Raw genomic sequence first — 19,573 nt, 5'->3', positions numbered from 1 at the left:
AGCCTGAATTGGATCAACCAGCTCGCTGCCCTGGCTGACGAATGGGTCAGGCTTCCGGCAGATCCCGGTCTAGTTCGGTCAAAGAACCTTTGCGGCCATCCGGCAGTTCCATAGACACACAGGTTCCCTTTGGAACAAGCGTCCACGCATTACCCTGATAATCCACTGTGGACGTGCCTGCACATGTGGTGCCTGCACCAGCTTTACAGTCATTTTGACCTTTCAAGGACACCCCATAGCATTTTTCTTTAGCCTGGGCATGGGCCGGCGTCGTGGACGTTGCGGTCAAACCGGCAACTGCGGTCGCCACGGCTCCTGCAACGATGGCTGCAGACATAGCCTTGTGCTTCATTTCAAACTCCTCTGGTCAAATACAATTCACTGCAACAAACGCCAATCCTAGGCGAAAGCCGCTACGGAAATTACATGGCCGTTATATTGATCAATGGGAAATCAAACGCCTGTGACTCGCTTGCGAGCAAGCCAATAAAACCCAGCAAACGAAAGATTCTTACTCAAACACCTCCAAAATTGACCATTACGGACGAATGGCACTTTGCGCGCGAAACAATTATAATAGCGACAAAGAAACACACTTGCCCCTTGCTGCGAAATCTGTCATGTTCGCGCCGCCTGGAATAGGACAGGGATACTGTCCCATTTGAATTGAGGGAATTTCTGCCAGTTCTCTGGCAACCAAGGAACAAAATCAGGCGGCCACTTGCATGGTCCTAATTGGACCAAAAGCAAGGTGAAACAAATGTGTTTCAGCAGCAAGTTTGAAGGTGCTGCGGCAATGCGGCGGTTTGCGAGAAGCGATCGTCGCGGTTAATACATCGACAGAGCCGGGGCTGGAGCCAGGGTTCACCGAGCCGCATTCTTGATGGAGTGCGACCCGAACGGAACCGGACGCTCCAAACGACGGCAGACACTGGGGTAACAGTGAGGGCGCACATGACGAATAAAGAGCTGACGACCAGCACAGCCATGCAAGACGGTAGCGCGGAGACAAAAACCGCCGCAACCGCGACACTTGCCGATCGACTGGGCACGGCCGCCGACAAAGGGCTCTACAATCCGTCGCGCGAACACGATGCCTGTGGTGTCGGCTTTGTCGCCCATATGAAAGGCGAAAAGTCTCATAAGATTGTTGCCGATGGCCTGCAGGTTCTGGAGAACCTGACCCACCGTGGTGCCGTTGGTGCCGACCCATTGATGGGCGACGGTGCCGGAATGCTGGTTCAGATCCCGCACAGCTTCTATTCAGAAGAAATGGAAGCCGCCGGCACACCAATTCCGGATTTTGGCGGCTACGGCGTTGCCTTCATTTTCATGCCTCAGGATGATGCCCTTCGCGCCAAATGCGAAGAAATCGTCGAACGTGTTATCAAGAACGAAGGTCAGGAGCTGATTGGCTGGCGGGACGTGCCGGTCGACAACTCTTCTCTTTCCAAAGCACCAGACATTGCCGCGACTGAGCCGGTCTCCCGTCAGATCTTTATCAAACGCAGTGAAAGCGAAGACCAGGACGCGTTCGAGCGGAAACTGTTTGTCCTGCGTAAGGTCATTTCTAATACGGTCCGTGCCGAAACAGATGCGGTCACCAAGGGCTTCTACATTGTTTCCCTGTCGAGCCAGACCGTCGTTTATAAGGGCATGTTCCTCGCCTACCAGCTTGGCGCTTATTACGCCGACCTGAAGGACGAGCGCTTCACCTCTGCTCTTGCCCTGGTCCACCAGCGCTTTTCGACGAACACTTTCCCGTCCTGGGATCTGTCGCACCCCTACCGGATGGTGGCGCACAACGGTGAGATCAATACCCTGCGTGGCAACGTCAACTGGATGGCGGCACGCCAAGCATCCGTGTCTTCCGCGCTGATCGGCGACGACATTTCCAAGCTTTGGCCAATTTCCTATGAAGGCCAGTCGGATACAGCGTGTTTCGACAACGCGCTCGAATTCTTGGTGATGGGCGGTTATTCGCTGGCGCACGCCGCGATGATGCTGATCCCGGAAGCCTGGGCCGGCAATCCTCTGATGGATGACAACCGCCGCGCTTTCTACGAATACCACGCGGCCCTGATGGAACCGTGGGACGGACCGGCTGCTGTTGCCTTTACCGATGGCCGTCAGATTGGCGCGACGCTGGACCGGAATGGCCTGCGTCCGGCCCGTTACATCGTCACCGAAGACGATTTCGTCATCATGTCGTCCGAAGTCGGCGTTCTGCCGGTCGAAGAAGAAAAAATCGTTCAGAAATGGCGCCTGCAGCCGGGCAAGATGCTGCTGATCGACCTGGAAGAAGGCCGCATTGTCTCTGACGACGAAATCAAGCGGCAGCTGTCGACAGCCAATCCTTATAAGGACTGGCTGCACAAGACACAGATCGTTCTGGAAGACCTGCCAGGCGTCCGTCAGCTGGCACCGGTCGCCGGTGAAAGCCTGCTCGACCGCCAGCAGGCCTTTGGCTACACCCAGGAAGACATCAAACTTCTGATGACGCCGATGGCAACCGTCGGTCAGGAAGCTATTGGCTCCATGGGGACGGACACGCCAATCTCAGCGCTCTCTGACAAGTCGAAGCTGCTTTACACATACTTCAAGCAGAACTTCGCACAGGTCACCAATCCGCCGATCGATCCGATCCGCGAAGAACTGGTAATGAGCCTGGTGTCCTTTATTGGCCCACGCCCGAATATCTTCGATCTCAAGGGCCTGTCGACTTCCAAACGCCTGGAAGTCCGCCAGCCGATCCTGACCAACGAAGATCTGGAAAAGATCCGCGCCATCGGCGACATCGCCGACAACCAGTTCTCCGCCAAGACCTTGGACATCACCTACAACGCCGAAAAAGGCGCCGAGGGGATGGACAAAGCTCTTGCAGCCCTGTGCGAACGCGCCGAAAAAGCGGTTCTGGACGGGGACAACATCATCATCTTGTCCGATCGCATGATCAGCCGGTCCCGGATTGCGATCCCGGCCTTGTTGGCAACCGCGGCCGTGCACCATCATCTGATCCGCAAGGGTCTGCGCACCTCTGTTGGCCTGGTTGTTGAAACCGGTGAAGCCCGCGAAGTCCATCACTTCTGTGTTCTGGCCGGCTTCGGTGCGGAAGCGATCAATCCGTACCTCGCCTTTGAAACCCTTCTGTCCATGCACATGGAGATGGATTTCCCTGAGGAAGTCGATCAGTACGAAGTGGTCGAGCGTTACATCAAGTCTATCGACAAGGGCATTTTGAAGGTCATGTCCAAGATGGGCATTTCGACCTACCAGTCCTACTGCGGTGCGCAAATCTTCGATGCCGTTGGTCTGTCGTCCGAATTCGTCGAGAAATATTTCTTCGGCACCGCGACCATGATCGAAGGCATTGGCCTTGGCGAAGTGGCGGCAGAAACCGTCCTGCGTCATGCAGAAGCCTTTGGCGACGTCGCTATCCTCCGCCGATCGCTGGATGTTGGCGGTGAATATGCGTACCGGACCCGCGGCGAAAGCCATATGTGGACGCCGGACTCTATCGCCAATCTTCAGCATGCGGTTCGTGCCAACTTGCCGGAAATGTACCGCGCGTTCGCCAAGGAAGTGAACGAAGAAAGCGGACGTTTCGCAATCCGTGGTCATTTCCGTATCAAGAGTGCCGAAGAGATTGGCCGCAAGGAAATCGACATCACTGAAGTCGAATCCGCGGACAACATCGTCAAGCGGTTCGTCACCGGCGCCATGTCCTTCGGATCGATCTCCAAGGAAGCACACTCCAGTCTTGCGATTGCCATGAATAAGATTGGTGGCAAGTCGAACACCGGTGAAGGTGGTGAGGAGCCGGAGCGCTTCAACCCGCTGCCCGATGGCTCGATGAACCCGCAGCGCTCGGCAATCAAGCAAGTGGCGTCTGGGCGTTTCGGTGTGACCACGGAATATCTGGTCAACTCCGACATGATCCAGATTAAGGTTGCCCAGGGTGCTAAGCCAGGTGAAGGCGGTCAGCTGCCGGGTCACAAGGTTGATGCGGTAATCGCAAAAGTCCGCCACTCGACTCCGGGTGTTGGCCTGATTTCACCACCGCCGCACCACGACATTTATTCGATCGAAGATCTGGCGCAGCTGATCTACGACCTGAAGAACGTCAATCCGGTGTCCGACATTTCCGTCAAACTCGTATCGGAAGTTGGTGTTGGGACGGTTGCTGCCGGTGTCGCCAAGGCCCGTGCGGACCACATCACCATTTCCGGCTTTGACGGTGGCACTGGTGCTTCACCGCTGACATCGCTGAAGCATGCTGGCTCCCCGTGGGAGATCGGCCTCGCCGAAACCCAGCAAACCCTGGTTCTGAATGGACTTCGGTCCCGTGTTGCCTTGCAGGTCGACGGCGGCTTGCGAACTGGCCGCGACGTTATCGTCGGCGCTCTGCTCGGTGCGGATGAATTCGGCTTCTCCACAGCGCCTCTGATTGCAGCTGGCTGTCTGATGATGCGCAAGTGTCACCTGAACACCTGCCCGGTCGGCATCGCCACGCAGGATCCGGTTCTGCGTAAGCGCTTCAAAGGCACACCAGAGCACGTTATCAACTACTTCTTCTATGTTGCTGAAGAAGTTCGCGAGATCATGGCCGCTCTTGGTATTGCCAAATTGGACGACCTCATTGGCCGTTCCGACTTCCTCGACAAGGAAGCCGCGCTTGATCACTGGAAAGCCAATGGCCTGGACTTCTCCCGGATCTTCTTCCAGCCGGAAGCAAAACCGGAAGAAACCCGCTGGACCGAACGGCAGGATCACCCGATTGTCGACATTCTCGACCGCCGCTTGATCGCAGCAGCCCAGCATACGCTCGACACCAAGGAACCGTCGGTCATTGAAGAGACCATCTGTTCTGTTGACCGCTCGGCCGGTGCAATGCTGTCCGGCGAAATCGCCAAACGCTATGGCAACAAGGGTCTGAAGAAACCAGATACCCTGACGGTCAAGCTGAAGGGAACAGCAGGTCAGGCATTTGGCGCATTTATCGCCAAGGGCGTCACGATGGATTTGGAAGGCGATGCCAACGACTATGTCGGCAAGGGCCTTTCCGGCGGCAAGATCATTGTCCGCCCACCGGAAAACACTCGCATCGTTGCTGAAAACTCCATCATTGTCGGCAACACAGTGCTCTATGGCGCGACCGAAGGTGAGTGTTATTTCCGCGGTGTCGCGGGCGAGCGCTTTGCAGTGCGTAACTCCGGCGCGGTCGCGGTTGTTGAAGGCGTTGGCGACCATGGCTGTGAATATATGACCGGCGGTGTTGTCGTGGTTATCGGCCAAACCGGCAGGAACTTCGCAGCTGGCATGTCCGGCGGCATCGCTTACGTTCTCGATGAAGACGGCACCTTCGGCTCCCGCTGCAACCTTGCGATGGTCGAACTGGAGCCGGTCACCGAAGAAGACGACCTGCTAGAAAAGCTCCATCACCATGGCGGCGATATCGAACACAAAGGCCGGGTTGACCTTTCCTGTGACATGACCCGTCACGACGATGAGCGCCTGCGCCAAATGCTGGCCAAGCACATCGAATTGACGGGCTCGGCCAAGGCCAAAGCCATCATCGATGATTGGGCGACCTACCGTCCGAAGTTCGTGAAGGTCATGCCGGTCGAATACCGCCGTGCGCTGAGGGAAATGGAAGAACAGCGCCTCGGAATGGCTGCCGCTGAATAACCGGCACATTGAACAAATGGCTCTCGGCCGCTAACGCGGCCGATTGCAGCCACCTTGAGGACGCTAAAATTGAGGAGGTCACCTTGGGCAAGGTAACCGGTTTTTTGGAAATCGATCGGCAGGAACAGAAGTATCAGCCTGCCTCTGACCGCATCCGTCATTTCCGCGAGTTCACGATCCCGCTCAACGATCAGGAAGTTGCCAACCAGGCGGCCCGCTGCATGGATTGCGGCATTCCGTTCTGTCACGGCCCGACCGGATGCCCGGTCAACAACCAGATTCCGGACTGGAACGATTTGGTGTTTCAAGGCGACTGGGACATCGCTCTCAGAAACCTGCACTCGACCAACAATTTCCCAGAGTTCACCGGCCGCATCTGCCCAGCACCCTGTGAAGAGGCCTGCACGCTGAACCTGGAAGACATTCCGGTCAACATCAAAAGCGTGGAACAGGCGCTTGCCGACAAGGGTTGGGAAGAAGGCTGGATCGTGCCAGAACCGTCTGCCACCAAAACCGGCAAGGCCGTCGCCATCATCGGTTCGGGGCCCGCTGGCATGGCGGCCGCCCAGCAGCTGGCCCGCGCCGGCCACACGGTGCATGTCTATGAGCGTGAACCGAAAGCCGGCGGTCTGCTGCGCTACGGCATTCCCGATTTCAAGATGGAAAAGCACTACATTGACCGGCGTGTCCAACAGATGGAAGCTGAGGGTGTCACCTTCCATTACAACGTTAATGTTGGTGTGACGGTCAGTATGGACGAGCTCACCGAGCGTCACGATGCTGTAATTCTGTGCGCTGGCGCCGAGCGCCCGCGCGATCCGGGCGTTGAAGGCATGGATCTTCATGGCTGCCATTGGGCCATGGATTACCTTGTTCAGCAAAACCGCCGGGTTGGCAATGAACCGGGTGGCGACGAACCGCCGATCTGGGCTGGCGGCAAACATGTCGTTGTGATTGGCGGCGGCGACACCGCATCCGACTGTGTCGGCACAGCGTTCCGTCAGGGCGCTCTGTCTGTTACACAGCTCGATATCCGCCCGATCCCGCCACTGAAAGAAGACAAGCTAACCATCTGGCCTTACTGGCCAACCAAGTTCCGCACGTCTTCGTCGCAGGCTGAAGGCGCCGAGCGCGAATTCTCTGCTGCAACCCTCGGCCTCGTGGCCGATGAAGATGGTGTTGTCACTGGAGTGAAATGCGCAAGGGTCGATGAAAAGCGCGTCCCGATCGAAGGCACGGAATTCATCCTGCGTGCAGATCTGGTGTTCGCAGCGATTGGCTTTTCCGGCCCCCGTCTCGACACCTACATTGCTCAAGCTGGCGACAAGTTGGAGCTGGATGGCCGCACCAACGTGAAGGCCAACACGGACGACTACAAAACGTCGATCGACAAAGTCTTTGCCGCCGGTGATGTCCGCAAAGGTCAGTCGCTGGTGGTCTGGGCAATTCGCGAAGGCCGCCAAGCTGCCCGTTCAGTGGATGAATTCCTGACCGGGACAACAGACTTGCCGCGCTAAGCGACTACAGAAAAACAAAAAAGCCCGCCAGTATTCTGGTGGGCTTTTCTTTTGCCTAGAACCTGCCGCACCTAATTGGGTCCATTTGATGCTGAAAAACGGCTTCTTCGGCTAGGCGCGTTCGCGATACGCGATCTGGCTGATCGTGTGAGCGGCGCAACGCTGCCGATGGACCGTTTTTGTGCACCCTTCTATATGAAAAGACATAAGAAAAAGGGCCGGGCACATTTGCTCACTCGCGTCGTTGTTTTGCGCTTATGGTGATCACACCATTGCACGCAAAACGCCTAGCCAGAGATCAAAGTGTCACGGTCAAATGAAACCAATGAGATGCGACAGGCTCTAGATCGTCATCAGGAATCGTTCGCACTGGATATTCCCAGCCTGGATAAATCTTCTTCTTTGGTGCGCGGATCATCGACACGCCCACGGACAGGTGGCAATTGCTCACCTTCGACAAAGAAGCGGTAGGCCATACTGCCGGGGTCAATTTCCGCGTCATCTTCCCCGCCAAGAAGGAAGGCTTCCGGAGACGTGGTTCGTCCGGTCAAAACGATGAAGTTCGGGTCGTCTTCAACGCCTTCAAATGCAAGCCCGCCATACCCGCCAAGAAGCCGGGACAATTCCCGCTCTACGAAAAACGCCACTTTGCGGTAACCCGGCCAAGTGAAGCCAATCCTGTTTTTGGTGCGCAGACGTGTGTTTTTGCCGTCTACATCGGGTCCGTAGGATGTATAGGACCCGTCTTCAGCCAAGAAGATGTCCCATAGATCGACATACCGAACTCGCCGCTCCGCCGCTGCAGCTGAATAAATCGAATTCAGCTGGGTAAAGTCTCCATTGAGAAGTTCATCATTCGTTGGCGGCAAACCAACCCAGACAAGCGGGATCTTTTCCTGACGCACGGTCCGTACCAAGGCGGAGACCTTATTCCGATAGGCGTCCAGCCACTCCCCGGTCATATACTCAATCGGTTCTTCGCCCGGGAAACTCTTATCCCGATCCCGCCAGCCAAGCATGACAACAACGGCTTTGACTTCGGCGCCGCGGATTCTGGACAGCACTTTCGTCGCCCAGGCCGGCGGTGTTTCGCCAGCAAACCCCTGTTTGTCTTCGGTGATTTTCTCAATTTTGATCTTGGGCTGTTGGGCAAGTGTGAACCGAAGTCCGTCCGCTACGCCGCGGGCCATACGATCGCCCACCACCAGAATCAGCCCAGCATCCGGGTCCTTTTCTGTTTCCTCAAATTTTGGTGGTGTTCCCGCTGGCCTGCTGGGCGTCTTACGTTTTGTAGGTGCCTTTGTCTTTTTCCGGCGATCACCACCGCCAAAAATACGGCCCAAAGCCCGAAACGGATTGAAGCCGCCGCCGCTATTTTGGGCGACGACGATTTCTTGCTGGTTATTTGGAACAGAAGATTGAGCAATCGCCTTAGATAATTCCGGATGGCCGAAAAGCAACGCGACAACAGCAACGGCAGCCGTAAACCGGGCTCGTCTCCGCCCTGCACAAAATCTGATTGATCTGAAGATCACCAGTTGCTTCCCGATACCGTTTGTGTTCGGCCCAGTTTACCCGCCCATTTTAAGGTGCGCCAGCAAAACAACGGATGCATAGCCATCTGGAACCAGCCCCCGCGACTGCTGATAAGCGCGAATTCCGCGGCGGGTCGCCGGACCGATTTTTCCATCAGCCTTGCCGACAGAAAATCCACGCCTGTTCAAAAGAGCCTGCAACTCACTGGTCTCAGTCCGAGTCAGCGGAAGATGTTCGCGGGACCAGTCTCCAGCGAGCGGTCCACCACCAATGATGCGGTCCGCCAGATGCCCAACAGCCAACGCATACGCGGTGGCATTGTTATAACGCTTGATCACATAGAAATTACGCAACATGAGGAAGGCAGGACCTGCGGCACCTGCCGGCAACACCAAGATGCCCTTGTCAGAGGGGCGGGGAAAAGATTTGCCATTGGAGCGCCGGATGCCATAACGCTGCCACTCACCAAGTGTCAGTGTCTTGTCGCCATCGGCCAGATGGTAATTGAAGCCGCTCGGCAATTTGACTTCGTAGCCCCAAGTCTTACCGGTCTGCCAGCCGTGTTTTTTGAGATAGGATGCCGTGGATGCTAGCGCATCTGGAACAGACGTCCAGATGTCCCGCCGTCCGTCACCATCATAATCTGCAGCATAAGCCTTCCAGCTGGATGGCATGAATTGGGTGTGGCCCATGGCTCCCGCCCAGGACCCTTCCATATCTTCAAATCGGACATGGCCTGCCTGAACGACGCCAAGTGCAGTCACAAGTTCTTTGCGCCAGAACTTTTTCCGTCTCGGCGCGGCGTAAGCGAGCGTTGCGAGGGCCTGAATGACGTTGTGGCGCCCCATGTAGCCGCCGTAATTAGTCTCCATCCCCCAAATGGCCAGAACGGCTTCCCGGTCGACACCATAGCGGGCTTCGATTTGGCGGAGAACCGGCTCATACTGGATGAGCATCTCCCGGCCCTTCTCAACCCGGGTATCGGATACCGCACTATCAAGGTATTCCCAGATCGGTTTGACAAACTCCGACTGCTTGTTCATGAGCCGCAGCGTGTCGTCATCCGGCTTCATTTCAGTGAAAACGGCATTGTAAGTCTGCGCAGAAATGCCGGCGGACTGAGCAGTTGGCCAAAAATCTCTGATGAACCGGCTGAAACCCTGATCGGCCTGCGCTGGTCCTGCAAACAGTCCCAAACCAACGGACAGGCCGACTGCGATGGCAGCGGCAGACCGGCGTTGGAATTGGCCGAATGGTTTCATCGAAAATAGCAAAGACATGTCATCGATCACGCGTGTGGTTTGCCGAAAAAGACGCCGCATCCGGACCTCCTATCGCCCTTAATCCTGAGTTGACTGCCCCGCCCGTCCAAATGATCTAGCTTTGGTTACCGTATCGTTAATGCCGGAACCGCAGACCGGCTTCAATTGCGTTTTCATTGTAATCCCGGCCTTCTTGCGAGCTCTGGAACCGGCGGTGCAGATAGTTCGCGGTAAGCGCAACGTTCTGCGTTACGGCAAACGTCATTCCGCCAAAGCCAGTCAATGTGCTCTCGTCGATGTCAACGCCCTCATAGGTCCGGTAGCTGTATCCTAGTCCAGCTTCACCGACCCAGCGGTCTGAGAACGCATGGGCCAAACGCAGATCTGCAGAATAGATAATGGAGCCGCTGGCATTGTCGATATCTGTTGCTGAAAAATCGGTGCCAATACCCGCGGTGACTGTCGTCAAACGGCTTGGCGACCAAACCAAAGACCCATTCACGATCAATCCGGAAAGATCCTTCAAGCGGCTGTCTTCAAGTTTTTCCAGACGCCAGCCCGCACTGACTTCGCCAACCAATTTAGGGCCAGCTGCAATGGAAAGCCCGCCGCGCAGCTCGTAACCATTTGCATCCCGTTTCTCACAAATGCTGTCGCTGCAGGTCTGATCAAACCGGCGGAACAGAAGCGAGCCTTGTGTAAACGGCGAAAAGGTTCCACCCGAATTGCCGCCCAATCTCAAGCTCGCGGAATAGACCGTGTTGTCCCGGGCACTTTCACTCGTATTGTCAGTATCATAAAGCGTCCGAGCCGCGCCCACAGCCGCCGTTGCAGCGATCAAACCAACACTGCGCGTCACCCCAAGATCGATATTGCCTGAGTGTATGAGCGTTGCATCACCGGACGATTCTGCGCTGCCGGTCTCCTCGCGGCTGATATTATAACTGATGTCACCATCCACCTGTGTCGCTTCACTGATATCAAGCCTCAGGCTCGCAGCAGCCGTGCCAAAGATATCATCGTCATCACTGTTGTTAGGATATCCGATGAAGCTGCCGCGCAAGGATGCGTCAAACTGGTGCCGGATCCAATCCGATGACAAAGCAATATCTGGCGCAATCCGGTAGAGCGGCCCCGCCTCTCCTGTTGCCGAGCGTGACGTATTGTCGGAATACCCGGCCGTCAGGGTCAGCTGCGGTGTAAGGACAAACGATCCAAGACGAATGCCTTCTGGTTCATCAAAGCTGGTATCGCCGTCAAACACGGTATCATCGATTCCGCCCTCGCTGGTTGGCACAGCTCTTTCAACGGCCCTGATCCGGTCAGAAAAAGGTCTGACGGGATCGACACGGCCGGCAGCTCCAAGACCCGTTGACCCGTCCTCTTCCTCGGCCATATTCGAATTCCGGCGGAGCGAAAACACATTCGACTGGGTCGGGTTGGTGCCGGCCGGATCTTCAGCTTCTTCGCGGCCTGCTTCATCAGAACCGGCGCTGTCTGGATCGTCTGTTCCGCGCAAATCGGACGTGAACGTCTGAGCAAAAAGCGGCTCAGCCTGCGCTGTAGCAAGCGCAACACAGCAGATTATTGTCAGAAAACGAGTCATTCACAGCCAAAAGACGATTGGTTTAGTCTGCCCCAACCTGACGAAGGATGGTTAATGCTTCGTTTCCGTCTTGCAATTTGCCAAGTGCAATTAACTGTTTCCGCAATGATTAGACATAAAAAAAACAGGTTCTTGAACGATAGCCTGCTCTGGCCTAATGCTAGCGCCAAAGAATAAGGACGGCTGCACTCTATGACCAATCCGGTTCAAAATCCCGATCTGCAAGAAGATACTGATCTGCCAATGGACTACCTCGTATCCGCAGAACGGGCCCTTGAAACCGAAATGGCCGGGCTCAGCGCCCTCAGGGTAGCTCTGAAAGATGGGTTGGCAGTTCCTTTTCAAAAAACCTGCGATCTGATCCAGAACATTGCCGGCCGTGTCATCGTCTCCGGGATCGGAAAAAGCGGGCACATTGGCACAAAAATCGCGGCCAGCCTCGCATCGACCGGAACGCCTGCATTTTTTGTACACGCAACAGAAGCAAGCCATGGCGATCTCGGCATGATCACAAAGGACGATGTTGTCCTGGCTTTGTCCTGGTCCGGTGAAACCCAGGAACTGGCGAGCCTCGTAGCCTACACACGGCGTTTCAAAGTGCCGCTTATTGCTCTGACATCGCGGGCCGACAGCACGCTGGCCAAGGCGTCCGATATTGTCTTGAAATTGCCAAGTGTTGCCGAGGCCTGTCCACATGGTCTTGCACCGACAACATCAGCACTTGTTCAACTGGCGATCGGCGACGCACTGACTGTCGCGATCCTGGAAGGCCGTGGCTTCACCGTTCAAGACTATAAGGTATTCCATCCAGGTGGACGCCTAGGTGCAAGCCTGAAGTCCGCCAAGGACATCATGCATGGAGGCGAGGCCATGCCTCTTGTTCCAGCGTCAACGCTGATGAGCGAAGGCATTCTTGTTATGTCGCAAAAAAGCTTCGGCGTTTTAGGGGTTGTCGACGAGTTGAACCAGTTGGTTGGCGTTATCACGGATGGCGATTTGCGCCGCCACGTCACAACCAATCTTCTAGAAAAGACGGCTGGTGAAATCATGACGAAGTCGCCAAAGACCGTTGCCCCGTCGGCATTGTCTGCCTCAGTTCTGGAATTGCTGAACAGCCTCAAGATCACGACCGTCTTTGTTGTCGAGGACGGGCGCCCGCAAGGCATCATCCATATGCACGATCTGCTGCGGGCTGGAGCGGCCTAATCAGCTCGCTCCGCCTCCTCTTGCAAATGCCGGGTTGTAGGATTTACGGCCAAGCGAGAATTAAAACGACCGCATTAGCAATTGATTAGCCATACAGAGCCTAAACTGCCAACGAGTTTGAATGGGCTTACCGCCCAAGACCTTGGTGTGTGTGCAGTATGGATCTCGCGACCCTTCTGGGAATTCTGGGTGCTTTTGGCATCGTTACCACCGCTATTTTTCTAGGCGGCAGTTTCGGCCAATTCATTGATGTACCGTCGATGCTGATCGTGATCGGTGGTGGCTTGGCCGCCACGTTAATCCGTTTCCAAGTATCTGACATCGCTGCAGCTTTCGTGACCGCCTTTAAAGTCGCCCTGTCCGGTAAAGGCGCCAGTCCGCGCGACCTGATTTCCGAAATCACAAACCTAGGTGAAATCGTCCGCAAATCCGGTCCGCTCGGGCTGGAGAATGTCGATGTTTCTGACCCGGTTCTGGCCAAAGGCGTTCAGTACATTGCAGACGGATACGAGCTGGAATTCATTAAAGAAGCAATGGAACGCGAGCGCGATCTTCAGCTGACCCGCCTCTCGGAAGGCAAGCGCGTCATGAAAGCGCTTGGCGATTCGGCTCCAGCCTTCGGCATGATCGGGACGCTTGTTGGTCTGGTGCAGATGCTTGCCAACATGGACGACCCGGCCGCAATTGGCCCATCCATGGCTGTCGCTCTTTTGACCACCCTTTACGGTGCCTTGATCTCGAACATTATCTGCCTTCCGATGGTTGATAAACTCGATGCCAAATTCGATGTCGATGAGTTGAATCAGACGCTGATCATCGACGGCGTTTGCCAAATTCGCGAATCCAAGAGCCCAGCCTTGATCAAGGAAATGCTGGTCGCCTATCTGCCGGAAAAAGCACGTGAGGAACTGGCGGAAGCCGCGTAACAGGATCTAGGGTCGGGTAGCGAAACATGGCAAAGAAGAAACAACAAGGCGGAGGCGGCGCACCAGACTGGCTGGTGACCTTTGCCGACCTTATGTCTCTGCTTGTGTGTTTCTTCGTTCTGATCATCTCCTTTTCTATTCAGGACAAAGAGAAGCTTCAGGTTGTTGCCGGCTCTATGCGCGAAGCCTTCGGCGTGAAGGACAGCTCACGCAAAACCGGGATCATCGAAGTCGAAGGCATCCCGATCAGGGATTACATGAAGGATATCAGCCAGGTCGAACAGGAAATGGATTCCGACTTTGCGCAAGAACGGCACGAAAAGCGCCGGAAACAGGGTCCGGAAGCCAATACCCATGACACCATGGAAGCCGATATCGAAAAGCCGCGCCAATTTGCAACAGCGGCCGCGTCCCTCCGTCAGGCCTGGCAGGAAATGCCGGAAATCACCGAAGTCTCCAGCAACATTATTCTGGAAGAGACCGAAGAAGGTCTCAACATCATGCTGGTCGACCAGGATGGCCGCTCAATGTTCCGCGAGGGGTCAAAATATCCCTATGAGACCACACGGAGATTGATTTCAAAGATGGCCCCGGTGCTGGCGCGCATGCCGAACCGGATCGAGATTACCGGACACACCACCGCTGGGCGGTCTACAACAGACCCGAGCTATACAGGTTGGGACCTGTCCACTGAACGGGCCAACGTCGCTCGCCAGATCCTGTCGGAATATGGCGTTCCGGACGGCCAGTTCCATTCCGTTGTTGGCAAGTCAGACACCGAACCGTTGTTCCCCAACGATCCTTATCTGGCTGCAAACCGGCGGGTGGGAATCTTGCTCATGGCAGAAGAGCCACCGATCCCGCCGGGCCATAAACTATAAGGTTTGCCTGAGCTTAGGCTTGTTACGCCCTATGCCTCAGCGGCTGGATTTGCATCTGAAACAACCAATCGAGCACCATCGACCGCGTCGACACGCACCTTGGTTCCTGCGGGCAAGTCAGGGCCAGAAATCCGCCAAATCGTATCGTCTATCGACAATTTCCCGGCCCCTTCGCTGAGCGGCGCGGTCAGGGTAAATTCGCGCCCAATGTATCGGCTGCCCCGCTTATTAAGTCCCGGATCTCCCGTTTCTCCCGCTGAACGCACCATCACCTTCCGGCAAACAAACAGGCTGACCAGGGAGAGCACAACAAAGAGCGCAACGTGAACCTGCCAGCTGAAGCCGAAGGCAAGCGCGAATACACCGACAACGATGGCCGACAGTCCAAACCACAAAAAAATCGTCCCGGGCGCCAGGATTTCCAGCCCCAAAAGGATCAGCCCCAAGACAATCCAACTCCAATACCCAAGCGTGCCAAGGATCGTTTCAGTCAGACTCATCGCTCGTCTCCGTCAGGAGAACCTGTCACGGGAACACCGGACGACGATCTGGCAGGCCGGTCGTCCTTGCTAAAGGCTTCCTTGGCGATTTCACCGATGCCGCTCAGCGAGCCTAGCAAGGACGATGCTTCCATTGGCAGGATCAGGGTTTTCTGGTTGCGCGATGTTGCCAAGTCGCGGAAAGCCTCGACATATTTGTTGGCGACGAAATAGTTGATCGCCTGAACATCCCCGCTGGCAATCGCCTCACTGACCATGCGTGTCGCTTTGGCTTCAGCTTCGGCTTCACGTTCCCGAGCTTCCGCATCGCGGAACGCAGATTCCCGCCGGCCTTCGGCTTCCAGGATGAGCGACTGTTTTTCGCCCTCGGCCTTTAAGATTTCCGATTGGCGTTTGCCTTCTGCTTCCAGGATCGAAGCACGTTTGTCGCGCTCGGCTTTCATTTGGCGCGCCATGGCATCGACCAGATCGCGCGGCGGATTGATATCCTTGATCTCAATGCGGGTGATTTTCACACCCCATGGCTCGGCTGCCGCATCAACAACATTGAGGATTTTGGCATTGATCTCGTCACGATTGGAAAGAAGACTATCCAGATCCATAGATCCCATAACCGAACGAATGTTGGTCATCGTAAGATTAAGGATAGCGTTCTGTAGCCCAAGAACTTCATAGGCCGCCCGGGCCGCATCAAGGACCTGGTAAAATGTAACGCCATCGGCCGTTACAGTCGCATTATCCCGGGTGATCACCTCTTGAGAGGGAACATCCAGCACCTGCTCCATCATATTCAGCTTGTGGCCTATCCGGTCAATGAACGGGATAATAAAATTCAACCCAGGTGTCAGGGTTTTCCGGAACCGGCCAAACCGTTCAATTGTGTAGTTGTATCCTTGGGGGACTGTTTTGACCCCAGCAAAAAATACGAGAATGACCAACACAAGAAGGCCAATCAGGACAATATCAAATCCTGCAATAGGCATCACGAACTCCTAAAAACAATGACCATAGCTACACACTACGCGCAGGAACGGCGTAGTTCCAGATGGAACCACCGCACGTCACCACGCACTGTAATTTTTCAGGATGATCTTTCGCACTTGAGCCTGGCTGGATTATGACAACTTAGTCAGATCCAGCCGCCGAGCTCCCGACGGACAATCGTTTCCAAAACGTCCATCCCCAGGTCGCTGTCATTGAGACACGGAATATGGGTAAAATTCTCGCCGCCGGCTTCTTCAAAAATTTCGCCAGCTTCACCGGCAATTTCTTCAAGCGTTTCTAGGCAATCGGCAACAAACCCCGGGTTCATAACCGCAATGTTTTTCGTGCCGTCCTTGGCAAGCTGCTCAACGGTCTTGTCGGTATAGGGCTGCAGCCATTCTTCAGGCCCGAATCGGGACTGGAATGTCACCCGGAGCTTTTGCTCATCCATGCCCAGCACCTCACGCATCAACCTTGTGGTTTTCATGCAGTGGCAGTGATAGGGATCGCCGCGTTTGAAATAGGACTGCGGAATGCCGTGATAGGACGTCAGGATCGTTTCCGGCTCAAAGTCCAAGCTTTCCAGATGTCGCTCAACGGATTTCGCCAAGGCATTCACATAAGCCGGATCGTCATGATAGGGCGGCACCGTCCGGATCGCCGGCTGCCAGCGCATCTCCAGCAAAGTCTTGCAAACGACATCGTTCACTGTTGCCGTGGTCGTCGCCGAATACTGCGGATAAAGCGGAAAAACCAGGATCCGGTCGCAGCCGTCTTCTTTCAATGCCTTCAGCTTGTCCGGAATGGACGGCTGGCCATAGCGCATCGCCCAATCGACTTTGAGACGGCCGCCTTCACCCCCGAGCATTTCGGTCAATTTGTCAGACTGGCTGCGCGTTATCGTCCGCAGAGGAGATTCGTTTTTCTCGTGGTTCCAAATCTCATCATACGCCTTGCCGGACTTCCCCGGCCGGGTCATCAGGACAATACCGTAGAGGATTGGATACCAGATTGCCTTTGGCCATTCGATGACCCGCTTGTCGGACAAGAATTCCCGCAGATACCGGCGCATGGGCCAATAATCTGTTGCGTCAGGCGTTCCCAAATTGACCAGTAGCACACCGACCTTTCCGGATTTTGTATCCGGGTGCCCATCAGGAAGCCGAACTTTCTGAAATTCGGAGGCCTGATCCATCATTGGAGCGGTCGGTTGAACGGTCATCTGCTTGCACTACCCTCAGCTGGCGTCTTTCTGGCCCCTTACATAGGACAACACCAGCAGAAGGCCAATGCGGCATCTCAAGTGCACTGAATCTTTTCTTCACTGTACCAAGAAACAGGTTTTAGCCGTAGTCACGCTCGTCGGATATGACTTTGCCATCATTGGGCAATGTGCCGGGCGCGACCAACTCAACATCCCCTTTCAGGCGAGTCACATCACGCAAAGATTCGGCCACTCGATCAGCAAGACCATTGCCTGTTACGTCAGTTTCAACAGCCAACTTCATTGCGTCACCCGCCCCCACACGACTCACCGAAAGCCGCGCTTTTTTAACCTCTGGATGATCAGAAATTATTTGGGCGATCTGGGACGGGTCGACAAACATACCTTTGATTTTGGTCCGTTGATCGGCCCGCCCCATCCAGCCAGCCAACCGCATATTGGTCCGCCCGCACGGCGACTGGCCTGGCAAGACCATGGAGAGATCCCCTGTTCCGAAACGAATCAACGGGTACAGTGGATTGAAATTGGTAACGACAAGCTCGCCCACTTCGCCATCTGAAACGGGTTCGCCAGTGCCCGGACGCACGATTTCAACGATATAGTCTTCGTTGACCACCATGCCTTCTCGTGCAGGTGTCTCGTAGGCGATCACACCCAGATCGGCGGTAGCATAGCACTGCGCAACCTGAATGCCGCGGTCGGCATATTCCTGACGCAAAGCCGGGAACAAGGCGCCGCCGGAGACCAGGGCAACCTTGAGGGAGGACATGTCCCGGCCTTGCTCAGCCCCACGGTCGAGGAGGACCTTGAGGTAATCGGGCGTTCCGGTAAACCCGGACGGTTTTAGGATTTCAACAGCTTCAGCCTGCATATCGGTGTTTCCAACCCCAGCCGGGAAAACCGAACACCCCATCGCAATTGCAGCCTGGTCTAGAATGAAGCCACCAGGGGTCAGGTGATAGGAAAACGCATTGAGGACCGTATCACCTTTTTTGAAGCCCGCCGCATGAAGCGCTCTCGCCCCGTTCCAAGGATCAAGGCCCGGCGCTTGCGGCTCCCATATAGGTCCCGGAGACATGAAGACACGAGCGGCTGTTTCGCCATTTTGGGCAAGAAACCCACCGAAAGGCGGTTTTTGCTTTTGCTTTTCCAGCATCTCCGACTTCCGCAGCACGGGCAATTTAGCCAGTGCCGACCGGTCGGTTACAGCAGCCGGATCAACCCCATCCAGCTGCGCAGCCCAGCCTGGAGCGGTTTGTTTTGCGCCGCTAAGTTGCTCCGGAAGCCGGGCAAAGAGATCCTGTTCACGCAGAGCAGCTTCTTGCTGCTCGCGCGCCTCAAATGGTTGATTGCTCATGGTCGTCTCCGACTGTTCAGCCCTAATTAGGCCAGCCAGCGCTTCCTTCGTTTGTAGTGTTTGACGTCCTTGAACGACCTTCGTCCTTCTCCGCCCACACCCAGGTAAAATTCCTTGACGTCCTCGTTCTCAAGGAGAGATTTCCCATCCCCGTCGAGAACGATCCGGCCGGATTCCATAATGTATCCGTAGGTCGCGTATTTAAGCGCAACGTTGGTGTTCTGTTCGGCCAGAAGGAACGAAACGCCTTCGTTTTGATTGAGCTTGCGTACGATTTCGAAAATCTCTTCAACGAGCTGTGGAGCAAGACCCATGCTCGGCTCATCCAGAAGGATCATCTTCGGCCGGCTCATCAGCGCCCGGCCGATTGCGCACATCTGCTGCTCGCCGCCTGAGGTGTAACCCGCCTGACTTTGGCGGCGCTCACGCAGACGAGGGAAATAATCATAGACCATCTCAAGGTCAGCTTTAACCGCAGCATGGCCATCTTTACGGGTATAGGCCCCGGTCAAAAGGTTTTCTTCGATCGACAAGTGACCGAAACAGTGCCGGCCTTCCATGACCTGAATACATCCGCGACGGACGAGATCGTTGGGAGAGAGGGCCTGAACTTCTTCACCTTCAAAGAGAATCTTGCCCTTCGTCACATCTCCGCGCTCAGCACCCAGCAAATTGGATATGGCCTTCAAGGTGGTGGACTTGCCAGCGCCATTAGCGCCGAGAAGAGCGACAATTCCGCCTTTGGGCACAGTCAGAGACACACCCTTTAGCACCAGGATCACGTGATCATAGATCACTTCAATATTGTTGACCGACAGGATCGTTTCCGCCGCCTCAGCAGCTGGTTCCGAATTCGGTGTGTCTACATCCAATAACGCCATTCCA

14 protein-coding genes are annotated in these 19,573 nt (G+C 55.4%); 5 read left to right on the top strand and 9 right to left on the bottom strand.

The features are described from left to right. Nucleotides 1–46 precede the first annotated feature (46 nt). Nucleotides 47–352, bottom strand: coding sequence for a DUF2282 domain-containing protein (locus ACOOFE_RS01675; protein WP_141184816.1), 306 nt, complete (start codon nucleotides 350–352; stop codon nucleotides 47–49). Between the two features lie 602 nt (nucleotides 353–954). Between ACOOFE_RS01675 and gltB the strand changes: the two genes are divergently transcribed. Together gltB and ACOOFE_RS01665 are read left to right on the top strand one after the other, a co-directional pair. Then, nucleotides 955–5,688, top strand: coding sequence for a glutamate synthase large subunit (gltB, locus tag ACOOFE_RS01670; protein WP_420413375.1), 4,734 nt, complete (start codon nucleotides 955–957; stop codon nucleotides 5,686–5,688). An 83-nt stretch (nucleotides 5,689–5,771) separates the two neighbouring features. Further along, complete coding sequence (locus ACOOFE_RS01665; RefSeq protein WP_420413374.1) at nucleotides 5,772–7,205, top strand: glutamate synthase subunit beta; 1,434 nt, start codon at nucleotides 5,772–5,774, stop codon at nucleotides 7,203–7,205. Nucleotides 7,206–7,558: 353 nt separating this feature from the next. On the opposite strand, the gene ACOOFE_RS01660 is transcribed toward ACOOFE_RS01665, so the two are convergent. From ACOOFE_RS01660 to ACOOFE_RS01650, 3 genes are all read right to left on the bottom strand, one after another. Then, nucleotides 7,559–8,740: a DUF459 domain-containing protein gene (locus ACOOFE_RS01660; RefSeq protein ID WP_420413373.1), complete on the bottom strand. Its 1,182-nt coding sequence runs from the start codon at nucleotides 8,738–8,740 to the stop codon at nucleotides 7,559–7,561. A gap of 36 nt (nucleotides 8,741–8,776) precedes the next feature. Continuing rightward, nucleotides 8,777–10,063, bottom strand: a complete 1,287-nt coding sequence (locus ACOOFE_RS01655) for a lytic murein transglycosylase (protein WP_420413372.1) — start codon at nucleotides 10,061–10,063, stop codon at nucleotides 8,777–8,779. Nucleotides 10,064–10,139: 76 nt separating this feature from the next. Then, the gene (locus ACOOFE_RS01650) at nucleotides 10,140–11,609 is read right to left on the bottom strand and encodes an outer membrane beta-barrel protein (protein ID WP_420413371.1); all 1,470 of its coding nucleotides are present in this window, start codon (nucleotides 11,607–11,609) and stop codon (nucleotides 10,140–10,142) included. Between the two features lie 192 nt (nucleotides 11,610–11,801). Here ACOOFE_RS01650 and ACOOFE_RS01645 point away from each other — a divergent pair, with 192 nt between their 5' ends. The 3 genes from ACOOFE_RS01645 to ACOOFE_RS01635 all read left to right on the top strand — a co-directional run bounded on the left by ACOOFE_RS01645 (nucleotide 11,802) and on the right by ACOOFE_RS01635 (nucleotide 14,622). Next, nucleotides 11,802–12,815, top strand: coding sequence for a KpsF/GutQ family sugar-phosphate isomerase (locus ACOOFE_RS01645; RefSeq protein WP_420413370.1), 1,014 nt, complete (start codon nucleotides 11,802–11,804; stop codon nucleotides 12,813–12,815). A 158-nt stretch (nucleotides 12,816–12,973) separates the two neighbouring features. Next, on the top strand, nucleotides 12,974–13,741 hold the full coding sequence (locus ACOOFE_RS01640) for a motility protein A (RefSeq protein ID WP_420413369.1): 768 nt from the start codon (nucleotides 12,974–12,976) through the stop codon (nucleotides 13,739–13,741). Nucleotides 13,742–13,767: 26 nt separating this feature from the next. Beyond that, nucleotides 13,768–14,622 carry a flagellar motor protein MotB gene (locus ACOOFE_RS01635; protein ID WP_420413368.1) on the top strand — a complete coding sequence of 285 codons (855 nt, stop codon included), beginning with the start codon at nucleotides 13,768–13,770 and terminating at the stop codon, nucleotides 14,620–14,622. Nucleotides 14,623–14,651: 29 nt separating this feature from the next. Here the strand turns inward: ACOOFE_RS01635 and ACOOFE_RS01630 are convergent, their stop codons facing one another. The 5 genes from ACOOFE_RS01630 to ACOOFE_RS01610 all read right to left on the bottom strand — a co-directional run bounded on the left by ACOOFE_RS01630 (nucleotide 14,652) and on the right by ACOOFE_RS01610 (nucleotide 19,569). After that, the gene (locus ACOOFE_RS01630) at nucleotides 14,652–15,122 is read right to left on the bottom strand and encodes an NfeD family protein (RefSeq protein WP_420413367.1); all 471 of its coding nucleotides are present in this window, start codon (nucleotides 15,120–15,122) and stop codon (nucleotides 14,652–14,654) included. Further along, the gene (locus tag ACOOFE_RS01625; protein ID WP_420413366.1) at nucleotides 15,119–16,105 is read right to left on the bottom strand and encodes an SPFH domain-containing protein; all 987 of its coding nucleotides are present in this window, start codon (nucleotides 16,103–16,105) and stop codon (nucleotides 15,119–15,121) included. Before ACOOFE_RS01625 ends, ACOOFE_RS01630 begins: the two co-directional genes overlap by 4 nt. Before the next feature lie 146 nt (nucleotides 16,106–16,251). Further along, on the bottom strand, nucleotides 16,252–17,328 hold the full coding sequence (gene hemH, locus ACOOFE_RS01620) for a ferrochelatase (RefSeq protein ID WP_420413365.1): 1,077 nt from the start codon (nucleotides 17,326–17,328) through the stop codon (nucleotides 16,252–16,254). 121 nt (nucleotides 17,329–17,449) lie between these two features. Beyond that, nucleotides 17,450–18,688: a phenylacetate--CoA ligase family protein gene (locus tag ACOOFE_RS01615; protein ID WP_420413364.1), complete on the bottom strand. Its 1,239-nt coding sequence runs from the start codon at nucleotides 18,686–18,688 to the stop codon at nucleotides 17,450–17,452. A gap of 26 nt (nucleotides 18,689–18,714) precedes the next feature. Further along, a complete protein-coding gene (locus tag ACOOFE_RS01610; protein WP_141184805.1) occupies nucleotides 18,715–19,569 on the bottom strand; it encodes an ABC transporter ATP-binding protein in 855 nt (284 codons plus the stop codon). Nucleotides 19,570–19,573: the final 4 nt, after the last annotated feature.

The organism is Roseibium sp., assembly GCF_965216085.1.
In the GTDB taxonomy this organism is placed as follows: Bacteria; Pseudomonadota; Alphaproteobacteria; order Rhizobiales; family Stappiaceae; genus Roseibium.
Note: the sequence above shows the minus strand (reverse complement) of the source record. Positions and strands in the feature narration are given on the sequence as shown.